At 37.0% G+C, this 16542-nt stretch carries 15 protein-coding genes; all 15 read left to right on the top strand.

Annotated features, from left to right (window positions below):
* On the top strand, positions 1-682 hold a 682-nt coding region (locus tag SGJ10_08635), incomplete at its 5' end, for an FkbM family methyltransferase (GenBank protein MDZ4758190.1).
* The gene (locus SGJ10_08630; protein MDZ4758189.1) at positions 683-1768 is read left to right on the top strand and encodes a DegT/DnrJ/EryC1/StrS family aminotransferase; all 1086 of its coding nucleotides are present in this window, start codon (positions 683-685) and stop codon (positions 1766-1768) included. It abuts the gene before it with no gap.
* A 146-nt stretch (positions 1769-1914) separates the two neighbouring features.
* A complete protein-coding gene (locus SGJ10_08625) occupies positions 1915-2874 on the top strand; it encodes a DapH/DapD/GlmU-related protein (protein MDZ4758188.1) in 960 nt (319 codons plus the stop codon).
* Between the two features lie 4 nt (positions 2875-2878).
* The gene (locus tag SGJ10_08620) at positions 2879-3418 is read left to right on the top strand and encodes a DapH/DapD/GlmU-related protein (protein ID MDZ4758187.1); all 540 of its coding nucleotides are present in this window, start codon (positions 2879-2881) and stop codon (positions 3416-3418) included.
* 3 nt (positions 3419-3421) lie between these two features.
* A complete protein-coding gene (locus SGJ10_08615; GenBank protein MDZ4758186.1) occupies positions 3422-4279 on the top strand; it encodes a glycosyltransferase in 858 nt (285 codons plus the stop codon).
* 28 nt (positions 4280-4307) lie between these two features.
* Entirely contained in the window at positions 4308-5297 is a 990-nt protein-coding gene (locus SGJ10_08610) for a glycosyltransferase (GenBank protein ID MDZ4758185.1), read from the top strand.
* A gap of 83 nt (positions 5298-5380) precedes the next feature.
* Positions 5381-7309 carry a gliding motility-associated C-terminal domain-containing protein gene (locus tag SGJ10_08605; protein MDZ4758184.1) on the top strand — a complete coding sequence of 643 codons (1929 nt, stop codon included), beginning with the start codon at positions 5381-5383 and terminating at the stop codon, positions 7307-7309.
* 124 nt (positions 7310-7433) lie between these two features.
* Positions 7434-8573 (top strand): acyl-CoA dehydrogenase, encoded by a 1140-nt coding sequence (locus SGJ10_08600; GenBank protein ID MDZ4758183.1) that lies wholly within the window; start codon positions 7434-7436, stop codon positions 8571-8573.
* Between the two features lie 92 nt (positions 8574-8665).
* Entirely contained in the window at positions 8666-9559 is an 894-nt protein-coding gene (locus SGJ10_08595) for a DUF4271 domain-containing protein (GenBank protein MDZ4758182.1), read from the top strand.
* A gap of 17 nt (positions 9560-9576) precedes the next feature.
* The gene (locus SGJ10_08590) at positions 9577-10326 is read left to right on the top strand and encodes a uroporphyrinogen-III synthase (protein MDZ4758181.1); all 750 of its coding nucleotides are present in this window, start codon (positions 9577-9579) and stop codon (positions 10324-10326) included.
* A gap of 130 nt (positions 10327-10456) precedes the next feature.
* Entirely contained in the window at positions 10457-11482 is a 1026-nt protein-coding gene (locus SGJ10_08585; protein MDZ4758180.1) for a PorP/SprF family type IX secretion system membrane protein, read from the top strand.
* Between the two features lie 186 nt (positions 11483-11668).
* Complete coding sequence (locus SGJ10_08580; GenBank protein MDZ4758179.1) at positions 11669-12937, top strand: SUMF1/EgtB/PvdO family nonheme iron enzyme; 1269 nt, start codon at positions 11669-11671, stop codon at positions 12935-12937.
* A 118-nt stretch (positions 12938-13055) separates the two neighbouring features.
* Positions 13056-13859: a gliding motility protein GldL gene (gene gldL / locus SGJ10_08575; GenBank protein ID MDZ4758178.1), complete on the top strand. Its 804-nt coding sequence runs from the start codon at positions 13056-13058 to the stop codon at positions 13857-13859.
* Between the two features lie 47 nt (positions 13860-13906).
* Positions 13907-15445, top strand: coding sequence for a gliding motility protein GldM (gene gldM, locus SGJ10_08570; GenBank protein MDZ4758177.1), 1539 nt, complete (start codon positions 13907-13909; stop codon positions 15443-15445).
* Positions 15446-15464: 19 nt separating this feature from the next.
* Entirely contained in the window at positions 15465-16322 is an 858-nt protein-coding gene (gldN, locus tag SGJ10_08565) for a gliding motility protein GldN (GenBank protein MDZ4758176.1), read from the top strand.
* Positions 16323-16542: the final 220 nt, after the last annotated feature.

Raw genomic sequence — 16542 nt, 5'->3', positions numbered from 1 at the left:
GTATCATAAGGGTACTTTGTTAACTAATTTATTTGCAAATTTGAAAGCTATGGGATTGGCACCTAAGCACATTGTTGATATTGGTGCAAATCATGGTACTTGGACCCGAGAAACACTCAAGCATTTTCCCGATGCATATTATACTTTAATTGATCCTCAAAATTGGCTCAAACCATCATTTCAGGATATACTCAATTCAAATCAAAAAGTAAGCTATCATCCTGTAGGTGCTGGTGCCAAATCAGGGTCATTTAAGTTCACTATTGTTGATCGCGACGATAGTTGTAATTTTAGATTAACTGAAGAAGAAGCTTTACAAAAAGGCTACAAGCAAGTTGATATTCCTATCATAACCTTAAATGAATTAATGGCCGCAAATACTCATTTGCCAATTCCTGAAATAGTAAAAATTGATGCAGAAGGGTTAGATATAGAAGTACTAAAAGGAGCAAGCGACCTTTTTGGAAAAACAGAAGTTTTTATGGTGGAAGCAGGAGTTGTAATTAAACTCTTTGATAATACATTTTTGAAAATGATTAATTTTATGGATGAGAATGGATATAGGCTTTTTGAAATAACAGATTTAAACAGACCTTTTTCGCTTAAAGTATTATGGTTGGTTGAACTTGCTTTTGTTAAAAAGAATGGAATAATAGATTCATATGAAGTTAGCTATAAATAAATGATACCTGTTACCAAAACATTTCTGCCTCCAATTGAGGAATACCAAGCATTTGTTAAAAGAGCCTTCGATAAACAATGGCTTACTAATCGCGGTGAATTGGTACGCGAACTCGAAGATAAATTAAAAATATATCTTTCTATTACGGATATAATAATCACCAATAACGGAACTATACCTTTACAAATAGCTTTAAAATTGCTAGGTGGCGGAGGTGAGATTATTACTACGCCATTTTCCTATGTGGCTACTACGGCTGCTATAGTTTGGGAAAACTGCACGCCCGTTTTTGTAGATATTCATCCCGAATATTTAACCATTGATGAAGATAAAATAGAAGCGGCAATCACACCTAAAACTACGGCAATACTTGCTACCCATGTATTTGGGAACCCTTGTAACATAGTAGCAATAGAAGCCATTGCAAAGAAGCATAAGCTTAAAGTAATATATGATGCTGCACATTGTTTCGGGGTGAACTATAATAACGAATCAGTATTTAATTTTGGGGATATCAGTACTTGTAGTTTTCATGCCACCAAATTGTTTCATACCGCTGAAGGCGGGGCAATGTTTTGCAAGGATAAAACTTTGTATGATAAATTATATTATAGTCATAATTTTGGACATAATGGGCCTTTAGATTTTTTTGGAATAGGTATTAATGCTAAAATATCTGAACTACAGGCAGCAATGGGTTTAGCAGTATTTCCTTATATGGAAAAAATTATTTCCGAACGCAAAAAAGTGGTGACACATTATGATGATAATTTGAATTTAGCTGCTTTACAAAAGATGAAAATCAGAGAAAATACTGAGTGGAATTATAGTTATTATCCCGTCATACTCAAGTCAGAAGAACAATTGTTGCAAGTGCTAAAAGTGTTGAATGAGGCAAACATTTTTCCTAGAAGATATTTCTACCCTTCATTGAACACCATACCATACACCAATGGAGCGGAAATGCCAATTTCAGAATCAATTGCCAAAAGAATTATTTGCCTGCCATTATATGTGGGAATTGAACTGAAAGATTTGGAAAAAATTGCTACTTTGATAAATCATAGTTTAAAATCGGAATCATAATAATTATTGGTAACCCTTTGTTCATGGTTCAATAAGACAAAAAAAATTTGCGGAATCGTAAGGTGTGAAGTATTTTTGTTGCTTAAAAATACTATAATATTATGGAGGAGTATTAGTCAACAGCACTTATACTTAAATAAAACCAAATGAAGATAATTGAATTCAAATATTCACAAGTCGTAGCTTTACTCAAAGAGATTGATCCTTTATTTGTAGAGTTAGATAATTCAAATATCGATAACAATATTGGCTTTGCATTATCGAGTTCCAAAAATAAGATAGAAAGCGGTTTGTATTTTTTAACAAATGAATATAGTTCAGAAGCAGATACTATATACAATAGCTTGATTTTAGTGGATTACGTCCCTGAAAAGAAAGACACAAATATTTATATAAAGGTTAAAAATCCGCAACTTGCTCATTATAAAATTTCGGCGAGTATCGAGAAAAAAAATGCTCCAGGAATACATGTCACAGCCATTATCAGCCCTGATGCCCAAATAGCTGCATCAGCTTATATCGGGCCGTTTTGTATAGTAGGGAATTGTATTATAGAAGATAATGTTTCATTGCTTGGGCATATTACCATCAGTGATAATGTGGTGATAAAACAAAACACAGAAATAGAAGCAAATTCTTTAATTGGAGCCAGAGGAATGGCTTGGATATGGGACGAAGATGGTACCCGTGTAATGCAACCTCAACTAGGAGGAGTTATTATTGAAGAGGATTGTTTATTAGGTTCCGATATATCAATTGTAAGAGGTTCCCTTTCCGAAAACACCATTGTGGGAAAAGGAACTGTAATGGCTCATGGTACTAAAATAGGACATGGAAGTGTAATAGGAAAATATGTTCACTTAGCAAATAATGTAAGCTTAGCTGGCAATGCACAAATTGGCGACAGAGTTTTTTTAGGAAGTGCTTGTGTGGTTTCGCCCAATGTATTTATTGCCGAAGGTTGCATTGTAGGAGCTGGTTCTGTAGTAAATAAATCAGTTCATGAACCTCATTCCACAATTGTGGGAGTGCCAGGAAAAGTAATTAATAAAGATAATTTCGAATATAAACCCAAAGGTGCCCCAAAACCTTTTAAAAACAAATAACAATATGGAAAAAATGAATGTAATTTCCGAAAATGCAAAAATCGGAAAAAATGTAAGTATCGGTTATTTCACTATTATTAATGATGATGTTGAAATAGGTGATGATGTAAAAATTGGAAACTTTTGTGTGATACATGCAGGTGTCACTATTGGTAAAAATACTGTTGTGATGGATTATGTAGAATTAAGGAAAGATACTAAAATTGGAGAAAATTGTTATATTGATTCTAAAGTATCTTCTTCTGGCAATTGCAAGATAGGCAATGGCGTTACATTACGATACGATGCTATTATTGCTAGAGGTGTAGAGGTAGGAGACAATACTTATGTTTGCCCAAGAGTAATGACAAATAACCTGGATACAGATGGGCATCAAATTGGCGGAGCTAAAATTGGCAAAAACTGTTTTATTGGAACAAATGCAGTTTTGCAACATGGTATCCAAATAGGAGACAATGTTATAGTTGGTTCAATGAGCTTTGTTAATAAAGATTGTGAGGAAAATTCCACATATATTGGAATACCAGCAAAAAAAATTAAGTAGTAAATGGGTAATCTTGTTTCTGTTGTTGTTATAACTTACCAACACGCAAATTATATAAAGCAATGTTTGGAAAGTATATTAATGCAACAAACAGATTTCGATTTTGAAATTATACTTGGTGAAGATGAAAGTAGCGATGGAACAAGGGATATCTGTATAGAATATGCCAATAAATATCCAGAAAAAATTCGCCTGTTTTTGCGTTCTAGAAAAGACGTATTATATATAAATGGAAATCCAACTGGCAGATTTAATTTTATAGAATGTATCAAAGAAGCTAAGGGTAAATATATATCTTTTTGCGAAGGCGATGATTATTGGGTAGACCCGTTAAAGTTGCAGAAACAAATAGATTTCTTAGAAGCAAATCCTGATTATACTATCGTAGCATCCAATACCAATGTGGTGAATATTGAAGGGGATATTACAAAAGTAATTAATAATCCTACCGCCACCTTTAGTATTGAAGATATGATTAAAACAAATTTCTTGGGGCATGCAACCAATACGGTGGTTTTCAAAAGAACATTGCTAAGTTCTGAAGCTATCCAAAGTATGATGGGTTCGCCCGTTGGCGATTGGTTAATATGGTTGATTATGTTGGAGAAAGGGAAAGGGTATTATATGGCCGATATATTAGGCACTTATAGAATGCACGGAAATGGTGCTTGGAGTGGGAAATCGGCCGACGATAAAATAAAGACGATGTTGCAAATTTATGATTTTATGTTGACGGTATTTCCCAACTATTCACTCAATATACAAGAAGCAAAAGCAAATTATATATTAGCGTTTCAAAGCAAAAAGAAGAAAGCAAAAAAATCTGTATTCTATAAAATATATAAAAAAATATTTAAATAAGCAAACATATATATATTATAAAACGATCATGAATTTCTCCGTAATTATATGTTGCTATAACAGCGAAGCCCGATTGCCAGAAACCTTGCAATACATGGCCAAGCAACAAGTGCCCGATGGTGTGCAATGGGAACTTATCATCGTTGATAATAATTCTACCGATAAAACCCAAGAAGTAGCAACTGCAGAATGGGAGCATGCTGGCAAGCCCGTTACCATGAAAATAGTGAACGAGCCAAATGCTGGATTAAGCTATGCACGCCACAAAGGAGTGCAGGAAAGTAGCTTTGAATATATTATATTTTGCGATGACGACAATTGGTTTTATCCCGATTATATAGCACTAAGTGTGGATATTTTTAAAGCAAATCCCAGGGTAAAAATTATTGGCGGACAAGGCTTACCTGTATATGAAAAGGAACCCGAAAAATGGTTTACAGACAATAAGCTGGTTCAGGGTTTGGCTACCGGCAAGTTGATGGAAAAATCTGGTATTATTACCCATAAAAGAGCTTATGTATATGGTGCTGGAATGGTGATGGATAAAAGCCTTTTTAATACCATTATACAAAAACCGTTTTTATTGGAAGACCGTAAAGGGAAAAATCTAACCAGTGGTGGCGATTTGGAAATTTGTTATCGGGCTATCCTTCAAGGTTATGATATATGGTACGAAGATGCAATGAAGTTTTATCATTATATACCCGATGGTCGTTGCTCGCTGAGTTACCAGTTACGTTTGGCTTATGGTAAAGGCTATTCGGCTGCTTTTTTGAGAATCTATACGCTTGTGGTCACCAATCACGAATATGTAAATAGGAATAATGTTTGGGTAAGAATTTTATATAGAAAATTGAAATCCTTTATAAGGCAAAATATCTTTAAAATTAATGCCAATCCCGATCCCAATATGTATGAAATAGAAAAGTGCGGTTTGAAAGGTTATATAAAAGGACACCTATCTATGGCGTTTAGTTTTGGGAAGATTTTGGAGGATCTGAAAAGAGAAAGAAAATAGAAGTTATACCATTGTGTATTTCAATATACCCATTGCAAGGTAGTTAACTTGAAGTAAATCACCTTATTTTTGCATCATCTATTTTGGGTGTATTAAAATACATATCGTTTTTATTGTTATGCTTGTTCAGCAGTTTATACATACTGGCACAATGCCCTGCTTGCATGACACCCACAGGAAACTTGGTGGTGAATGGAGATTTTGAGCAAGGCAATAAAGGTTTTAGCAGCGACTATGGTAATCAAAAAGATTTGGTTCCTGAGGCTATGTATTATGTAACCAATGATGCAGCCCTCACCCACTCAGGTTTTAAAGGGAATGACCATACTACCACCAAAGGTAGTTTTATGGTAGTGAATGGTTCTTATATACAAAATTCATCGGTGTGGTGCCAAACCATAAAAGTTCAACCTCATGTATTATATTCATTCAGCACTTGGTTATGCTCAGTTGGAACAAGCAACCCTGCCTCATTGCAGTTTAGTATTAATGGAGTTAATATGGCCAGCCCTTTTACAGCCCCCAGCACTTTATATACTTGGATTCAATTTTTTCAGTGGTGGGACAGTGGCAATGATACCGTGGCAAGGATTTGTATAGTGAATCAAAACACCGTTCGCAGTGGCAATGATTTCGGACTCGATGATATATCTTTTTCTACCTGCCTGCCTAAGCTTGGGGTTACACTTAACCTCGGGCCCGACCAAGCACTCTGTGCAGGCCAATCACTTAGGCTAAAAGCAGGTAGTGGTTATGATTCATATTTGTGGAGCAATGGAAGCACAGATAGTTTTTTGGATGTAAATGCTATGGGAACTTATTGGGTAACTGTTTCCAAAGATAGTTGTACAGGTTCCGATTCAATCCTTATTACAGGTATCATGCAACCACCTAAAGTTAATTTGGGCAACGATACTTTTGTATGTGGTACACAGTATACACTCGACGCAGGCAATCCCGGATTCAGTTATACATGGAGCACAGGAGAAACTACACAAAGTATTATAGTAAATAAAAGTGGAACGTATTGGGTAAAGGTGGGCACAGTTTATTGTTCCGATTCGGATGCAATTATCATTGATGTATTCGATCTGCCGCCAAACTATTTTGGTCCTGATACGACACTTTGCATGGGAGATACTTTGCATTTAGATGCAAATCAAAACAACCATTATACCTATTTGTGGGACGATGGAAGCACTTTGCCTTTACGTTCTATATATTATAGTAGTATATATAATATAGCATGGAGTATACTCACTTGCAAATTTTATGATACGATACAGGTTTATTTCGTTGCAAAACCATATTTAGATTTGGGTCCAGATACCACCTTATGTTTGGGAGATACTATTATACTCGATGCTGGAAACCCTGGCTTAATTCATACTTGGAATATTGGCGATACTTCACAAATGATAGCTGTTTCTCGTGCCAATAATTATATAGCAACAGTAAATAATGGGTATTGTAATATTACAGACAATATCAGGGTCAATTTTAGTAATGGCCCGCCAATATTACTCAAAGAAAAATATACTATCTGTACCGATCAGCACGAAAAAATTACTTTATATTCTGGCCCTGCTGCTTCCTATCTGTGGCTGCCTAGCGGCGAAACAGATTCTTTTATCACCATCCTAATTCCCCCGCAATATATAACCCTAACCGTTACTGATAAGCGTGGCTGCAAAAATACAAAAGATATAATTGTTGAAGAACTTTGTGGACCCAGATTGTTTGTTCCCAATGCATTTACACCCAATGGGAATATATTAAATGACCTTTTTTTGCCTAAGGGTATTTTCGTGCTTTCGTTCCAAATGGATATATATAATAGATGGGGCGAAAAAATATTCCATACTACCGATTTAAATCAAGGATGGAATGGTAAGTTTAAGGACAAAAAATGCCCAGAAGATATTTATATATATATGATAACTTATGGTGGTATCGGAAATAACGGACCCGAGGAAAATTTCCTAAAAGGTGTTTTTTATTTGTTGCCGTAAAAAAAAGAATTTTGTATTCGTACATCGCATATTATACACGCTGTATCGCACATCGTACTCGCCGCGTCGAGGTAAATCGCACATCGCACATCGTAAATCGTAAATCGTCCCTTATTTTTGCCCCATGAATCTACAATTATCCGAAGAACATTTGATGATACGGCAAGCAGCCCGCGATTTTGCTCAACAAGAATTGCTGCCAGGTGTAATTGAACGCGACGAAACTCAAAAATTTCCCACAGAGCAAATAAAGAAATTGGGAGAAATGGGTTTTCTGGGTATAATGGTAGATCCAAAATATGGAGGTGCTGGAATGGATACCATCAGTTATGTGCTGGCAATGGAAGAAATTAGCAAAATAGATGCATCAACTTCGGTCGTAATTTCTGTAAACAACTCCTTGGTTTGTTGGGGCATCGAAACTTTTGGAAATGAAGAACAAAAAATGAAGTACCTAGTGCCGTTGGCAAGTGGGCAGTGCCATGGAGCTTTTTTGCTTAGTGAACCAGAAGCAGGCAGCGATGCTACTTCACAAAGAACAACTGCCGTAGACAAGGGCGATCATTATATACTAAACGGTACTAAAAATTGGATTACCTGCGGCAATACTGCCGGCACTTATTTGGTAATTGCACAAACATATCCTGAAAAAGGACATAAGGGAATTAATGCATTTATTGTAGAAAGAAATAGTCCAGGCATAACACTTGGTCCAAAAGAACAAAAAATGGGAATTCGTGCCAGCGATACACATTCAGTTATGTTTCAGGATGTAGTGGTACCCAAGGAAAACAGAATAGGGGAGGACGGCTTTGGGTTTAAATTTGCTATGAGAACATTGGGCGGTGGCCGCATCGGTATTGCCTCTCAGGCATTAGGCATAGCTTCGGGTGCCTTCGAATTGGCAGTGGCTTATTCAAAGCAACGCAAAGCATTCGGTACAGAAATTATGAATCACCAAGCTATCCAGTTTAAACTTGCCGATATGGCAACAGAAATTGAAGCATCACGCTTACTTTGCCTTAAAGCAGCTTGGCTCAAAGACCAACACTTGGAATATGCACTAGCCAGCAGCATGGCAAAACTATATGCATCTAAAACCGCTATGGATGTTACTATCGAAGCTGTTCAAGTACATGGCGGATACGGTTACGTAAAAGAATACCATGTGGAACGCTTGATGCGAGATGCAAAGATTACCCAAATATATGAAGGAACAAGCGAAGTGCAAAAGATAGTTATTTCACGCGAGGTGTTAAGATAATCTGCCCCATGGGCTACAAATACAAACTTCAGTTTATACTGTATTTCTTTATACTAGCATTTGCACTGCCAGCCCAGACTCCTTTGCAATTAATGCATGCTAATCCACACCATAAGCCACAAGTACATCCAAAAGAAGGATCAGAACATTCCTCACATAATACTGACAGTATAGCTAAGGTATCAACCAAAGGCATCAAAATAGATAGTGCCACCACCGATTCGGTTTTGCGTGTTTTGTGCAATCCTTATATGGCCCTTAGTTATAGAACTCCATTTGTCGACGAAGATAATTTCGAACAATTTGCACCGCCAGAAGGCTCCATTCGCCGTCCGCCTCCCCGCAATAACTTGCTCATTTTTATTGTAGTTATCAATATCATGTTTGTGGTGGCCATCATAAAAATATCGAGCGAAAGGGAAATTTTTTCGATGGTGAACCAAGTAATGGCTGCTGGCAATAAAACATTTAGTTATGTTTCGCAACAAAAAACAGCGGCTAGTGGTGTAAACCTACAATTGCTATTTTTATCGGTGCTCATACTTTCCTTGGGCTACTTCCTTTATGGTGATACCAGTTTCATGGCCATGGATTTAATCCCAGTTATCAAGATTGTGGCTTTAATCACTTTGTTCTTTGTGATATATTTGGTAAAAATGATGATTCACCATTTTATGCAATACCTGCTTCAGGTGGACAGATTAGCTATTATTATGATTAATAATACCATAGTGGTAAATTTCCTCATGTTGCTTTTGGCTTTTCCATTATTCTTGATCAATTACCTCAACTTTGGCCTAATTTCGGCGGAGCAATTAAATATTACGCTTTTGATTTTATTCGTAATATCTCTTATTTACAGGATTTTAAGGCAGTCTCAGGGCTTAATGCCTGTGTTTCATTACCCCGCAATGTATCTTTTGCTGTATATTTGCACTTTAGAAGTCTTACCTTGGCTATTGGTATTTTTTTACTTTAACAATTAAACAACAAAAAACTGAACTTGAAAAAAGTAAAAACAATTTTAGTGTCGCAACCACGTCCCGAAGGGGACAAATCGCCACTTATAGATGTAGCAAAGAAGCTCAACTGCAAAATAGATTTCAGGCCATTTATTCAGATTGAACCCGTTTCGGTGCGTGAGTTTCGAAACCAGCGAAGCCCCATCTCCGATTTTACTGCTATTATTTTCAATTCAAAAAATGCAATAGATACTTATTTTGCTATCGCTACCGAAATGCGAACTGCCATTCCTGAAGACATGAAATTCTTTTGTATCAACGAACAGGCAGCGAACTATATGCAGAAACATTTGCAAGTGCGTAAGCGTAAATTATTTCATGCCGAAGGTACTGAAGCCTCGCTGATGAGCCTACTAAAGAAACATAGTACCGAAAAATATTTTTTCCCCTGTTCCGATATCCGCAAAAATGATATCCCCGACTTTTTGACCAAGCATAAGATATTCTTTAAGGAAGGTATGATATACCGAACAGTTTCAGCCGACTTATCCGATTTGGCCAATGTGTATTACGATATCATCGTTTTTTACAGCCCAGCCGACATAAAATCTTTATTCGACAATTTCCCTAGTTTTGATCAAAGTGATACCAGAATTGCAGCTTGGGGAAAAACAACCATTAAGGCTGTGGAGGATGCAAATCTAGCAGTAAATATCGCAGCCCCAACACCCGAATGCCCCTCAATGGGCTTGGCTTTAGAGAAATATATTATACTGGCAAGCAAAGGATAATTTTTGTGATGCAGGCAACCTTTTCAACATTTTTTTACTCAATGGTTAAAATTTGTTCAAGTCTTTCTCAAAAATATTCCATTTATAGTTTATAATTGCGGCGAAACTGAGCAGCATCCCACTCAAAATTATGCAAAAACTATCTATCAAAGTCCTAATTGCTTCAACAGTTTGTTTGTTGTTATTGGGCAATGTGGCTAAAGCACAGCAGGATCCCTACTATGCTCATTTCATGTTCAACAAGCTCACGTATAACCCTGCTTACTCGGCTAACAATATGCAGGATCATGTATGTGCCACCGCGGTCTACAAAAATCAATGGTTCGGTTGGCAAGGAACTCCCACAACACAAAATTTTAATATAGCAGCCAACTATGGAAAAAATGGCTATGGCTTAAGTATAGAGAATGACCAACTGGGTTTTCAAAAAGGGATAAATTTTGCATTTAGTTATGCCCGTAAAATTGAAATGGCTAACCAACAATCATTATCAATTGGAGCCTCTGCTGGTTTTTTACAAAAAGCGTTGGATGGTTCCAAATTACGGACCTTAACCGATCTGCAAAAAATGGCAAGCGGAACTGATCCAAGCATTCCAGCAATTGATGCCACGCAAGGCAAGCCCGATGTAGGTTTCGGAGTATACTATACCAAACAATCATTCATTGGTTTGGATAATTTTTATGCCGGGCTTTCAGCAACCCATCTTTTGCCTGGAAAACTTACCTACGCAAGCGGAGGTTCTATTAATTTGAGAACCCATGCACAATTGATTGCAGGTGGCGAAATGCAAATGGGTGCAAATGTTTTGCAACCCAATATTAAGTTCCGCACAGACTTAACCAAATCACAGTTTGAGATAAATGCCAATTATATTATTAAAAACCAATACTGGGGCGGGGTTTCATACCGTTGGGACAGTTACAAAATATTTTACCGTAGCGATGCAGTGATATTAATGGCAGGTTGGAAACCAAAACCCAATCTAAAATTTGGTATTTCTTATGATATCACCGTTTCACGTCTTGGTCCTTTCGGAAAGAATAGCTTTGGTACGGTTGAGCTTATGGTACAATATTGTTTCAAACTTAATTTTACAGCACCACCAACAAAAAAATATTATGATACACGCCGTGCCAATGGATGGCAACGATAATTTTTAAAACTGAATATCAACCTATTAAAAAAATAACAAAAATATAATTGAAGAGAGGGGCAATAAAAGTTTCAACTGCACGTTATGTATATCAAAATCAAAATCACACCTTTTGATAAAAAAAACTTGCATTTTTGGTCGAATGACTTACTTTTGCATACTTTTCGACAACTATAAACTATACAAATGAAAAGATTAAATCTGTTCCTAATAATCGCAATAACCTTAACTTTAGGAAGTTGCGGCTTAAATGGAGACAATGGTGAATTGACAGGAGTTCCTGGTCGTCGCAAATGGTTTCATCAAGCCCCGCTCGGTACGGTTTATGTTCCTACGGGCACTTTCCACTTAGGGCAAAGTGACCAAGATGTATCATTTGCACAACTTGCTCAAAATCGCCAAGTGTCTATTCCAGCATTTTATATGGACGATACCGAAATATCAAACAACGAATATCGTCAGTTTGTATATTACGTTATTGATTCGCTGGCTCGTACTGAACAAGCAGTTACTTATACCGACCCTGACGGTGTAGTGTATTTGGATTATAAAAAGAAAGTGAATTGGGCCGATGACTCTTGGCAAAAATCAAGGTACATGTACCAAGGCACTGATAAGTATTATAACAGGCCGCAGGTTGATGTAAGAACTTTGAAGTATACTTGGTATTGGGAAGACCACGTTGGTGCTGCCGCATACACAACAGGAAATGATTGGTATAGCAAAGATCGTAGCCAATATATAATAAAAGAGGAATTCATGATTTATCCTGATACCTTGTGTTGGGTTCGCGATTTCACCTACGCTTACAATGACCCTATGACCCGCCAATATTTCTCTCACCCCAAATATGATGATTATCCTGTAGTAGGTGTTAGTTGGCATCAAGCCCGTGCATTTTGCCACTGGCGTTCACATCGCTTAAACAACTTCCTATATAATATTAACGAGTACAGCCAAGAGCAATTCCGTTTACCCTCAGAAAGTGAATTTGAGTATGCAGCTCGTGGTGGTAGAGATGGCAATATGTACCCTTGGGGTGGACCTTATGTTCGTAATACCAAAGGTTGTTTCTTGGCCAACTTCAAACCAGGACGCGGTGATTATATTAACGACGGAGGCTTTTATCCTGTAAAGGTTAATGCTTACTTCCCTAACGATTATGGTTTATACTGTATGAGTGGTAATGTGGCAGAGTGGACTAACTCCGCTTATGCCGAGCAAGGTAACCAGATAACAAGTGATGGAAGTCCGGAGTATCGCTACCGTTACAAAAAGGAAGAATCAGAAACGCAGAAGAAAAAAGTAGTACGTGGTGGGTCGTGGAAAGACGTAGCTTACTATATACAAAATGGTACACGCACACAGTATGAATATGCTGACTCATCTAAGAGCTTTGTAGGTTTCCGATGCGTGATGACTTATATCGGACGTTCTAATAAGGACAAAGAGTAATCACAGCCCTTCTTTACCTCTTTATCAGTTAATAGTTTTTAAAATAATTAATTATTTTTCCAATAAAAATCCAATTCAAATTAACCAATTTCTAACATTAAAAATCTAACCAACAACAATGAGTAACAAAAACAGTTTTTTCGAAAGCAAGACAGGGAAAAAGATCATGGGTATGATCTATGGTCTTGGGGCATCAGTAGTTATCGTAGGAGCATTATTTAAAATCACCCACTGGCCTGGTGCCGACTTTATGCTGATTGTAGGCTTACTTACTGAAGCATTTATATTTGCAATTTCAGCTTTTGAACCCCCACATCAAGATATAGATTGGTCATTAGTATACCCCGAACTTGCAGGAATGGAAACCAAAGACAAAAAAGACAAAAAAGCAACTGGTAGTGTATCACAACAGTTAGATAAAATGTTGGAAGAAGCTAAAGTTAGCCCTGAGTTAATTTCTAGTCTTGGCACAAATCTAAAATCATTGGGCGATAATGTAGCTACCATGAGCGATATGACTCAAGTTTCTGTAGCAACCAGCAACTATGCCGAGAATGTTCAGAAAGCCAGTCAATCGATGGTGAGCGTAAACGATTCTTATATGAAAGCCGTTGAAGCAATGAATGGTTTAACTTCCGCTTCCTCTAACTCGCAAGAGTATGCCAAACAAATGGAAAACATTACCAAAAATTTAGCTTCTCTTAATCAAGTTTACGAAATGGAGATTGCAGAATCGAACAACCATTTGAAAACAATCAATTCATTCGTAGGCAATTTAAGCAATGTAGTAAATGCTCTTAGCGAAACTGAAAGTACTGCTAAACATATCACTACCGAGATTGGCACTTTAGGCAAAAATCTATCTTCGCTCAATAGCGTTTACGGCAACATGTTGTCTGCCATGAATGTATCACGTAATTAATTTCAATCATCGAATTTAGGCTAACTTAAAAATAGGAGAAAAAGAAAATGTCAAGTGGTAAACAGAGTCCAAGGCAGAAGATGATTAACATGATGTATCTTGTGTTGATAGCTCTTCTAGCGTTGAACGTATCAGCAGAGATACTGAAAGCCTTTTATTTAGTGGAAGTTTCCATGTTAAAATCAGGCAAGAACATAGATGATCGTAATAAAGCAATTTTAGGAGCTTTGCAAAAAGCAGTAGAAAAAGAACCAGCCAAAGCACAGCCCTTTTTGACCGCCGCACAGGAGGTTGATAAAAAAGTAAAGGATTATGTAAAAAACATCGAGACCATTAAATTGTTTCTAGAAACGGAAACTGGTGGAAGGTTTGCAAAAGGCGAAACTGGTGAAGGTCAGTTGCAAGGTAGAGACAATATGGAGAAACATGCCAATTACTTTATCAATGAAGGGCATGGTGCTGAATTGAAAAAGAAAGTTATTGACCTTAATGCAGAACTTTCTGCAATCGTTAAAAAGCAGGGAATTGATTCAAAAAACCTATTGTCTTTTAAAGAAATCGAAGCCAAGGACAATACAGAAAATGGTCATACATGGGAATCTGAATTATTCGAACATTCACCTTTGGCAGCGGTAATTACCCTGTTAACAAAAATGCAGAATGATGCTAAGAATGCAGGTTCAGAAGCTATGGCAGAATTAGCATTGAAGATTAATGCTGCAGATTTTAAATTTGACCAATTAGTTGCGAAAGTGATTCCTAAATCTACCATGGTATTAGAGGGTGAAAAATTTGAGGCAGAAGTTATTCTTACCGCTTATAATTCAAAAGACCAGAATGTAATGACTGTGAGCGGTGCTCCAATCAAAGTAGAAAATGGAGTTGGTAAATTCGAACAAACTTCAAGCGTTGGAGAACACAAGTATAAAGGAGCGATCATTGTTAAGAAACCTGAAGGAGGAACTGAAGAAAAAACATTTGAAGGTGAATATATTGGCTTCAAAGCTTCAGCAACTATTTCTGCTGATAAAATGAACGTATTATATATAGGTCTTGAAAATCCTATTACGGTTGGAGTATCTGGAGCAAGAGCTGAAGATGTAGAATGTAGTTTTCCTGGTGCCACCGCACGTAAAGTAAAGCCTGGCCAATATATGGTTGAGGTTGGGGCTGGTGTTAAGGAAGTTAAAGCTACGGCTACCGTAAAAGGTAAAGCTATGGGTTCAATGACCTTCCGTATTAAGAGTGTACCCAAACCATTCCCATTGTTTGGTAATAAAGAAAGTGGTAGAATTGCCCCAGGTGAAGTTAATCTTCAAACCATTATATGGGCAGGTCTTGGTCCTGAATTCTTATTTGATGGCATGAGATATACTGTAACTAAGTATACTTTGGTGTATACCCAAAAAAGGCAAGATCCCAAATTCTTTACTGTTACTGGACAAGCCATTTCGCAACAAATAAAAGATGCCATGAGGAATCCACGTAGTGGCGACCAAATACAAGTGTCGGGTATAGAAGCTATGGGGCCTGGTAAAGTGGGTTTAGTAAGATTAAGTTCAGCTATCGCTTTGACCGTACAATAAAAAAATAAAAAATACAGATATGAAAAGGGTTGCACAGTTCATTATGGTTTGGTTGCTGGCTTTTGAGGCAAATGCCCAGATTACAAGCAACACGTTTGATCAGTTTATATATAACCGTTCCTCCGTTAACGAACGCGGACTTGTATATTGGCCTCACCTTCGCGAAGCGGATGTGATGTACTGTTGGCGTGTAGAGCGTATGATAGATGTTCGTGAAAAGATGAATATCTTGATGAACTGGCCTAAAAACCCATTGTCGCATGTATTGCAAAATTCAATGGCTGAGGGCTATTTGACACCTTATTTCTCTGATTCGTTGGACAGGGTAATGACACTAGACGATGTGACCAAGTTTACGAGTGATGAAAAAGTATCTTTTGTTCCCGATGATCCATCGGATCCTTTTGGACCAGGCCACGATTCTATCATACCAATTAAATTGAATTGGGAAGATGGAATTAAACGTTATAAAATAATGGAAGATTGGATTTTCGATAAAAAAGAATCCCGTTTCTATAGTCGTATTATTTATATAGCTCCCATGTTTGTGAAAACGGTAAATGGAACACCCGCAGGAGAAATTCCTGTATGTTATTTCAAATACCATGATAATACAGGTAGAGACAGCATGTGTTTCCGCAATGTAGCCATACATCAAGAATTATATAACCGCAATAACGATGCGGCACGTTTAACCTACGACGATTTCTTCGAGCTGCGAATGTTTAGTAGCTGGGTTTATAAAGAGTCAAATCCATTTGATATGCGTATCAACCAATTTGATGAATTTAAATCGAGTCCTGTAAATGCCTTGATAGAAAGCGACAACATTAAGAAGAAACTATTTGAATACGAACACAATTTGTGGGAGTTCTAAAGCAGCACTAAAATTATACAAAACCCTCTCGTTTAACAACGAGGGGGTTTTTTGTTTTAGGTGTTATCCATCTTTCATACTATATTAAGTAATACCGAAACTCAATATATAATACCATTACTTAATACACATTAGTCCAATAATGTGGATTACTTTTTTTAAATATATATTGGACTAATCTGTAATAAGTTTATATTTGTGACATGTCATTACCATCTAT

This window comes from Bacteroidota bacterium, from assembly GCA_034439655.1.
Taxonomy (GTDB): domain Bacteria; phylum Bacteroidota; class Bacteroidia; order UKL13-3; family UKL13-3; genus CANJUD01.
Note: the sequence above shows the minus strand (reverse complement) of the source record. Positions and strands in the feature narration are given on the sequence as shown.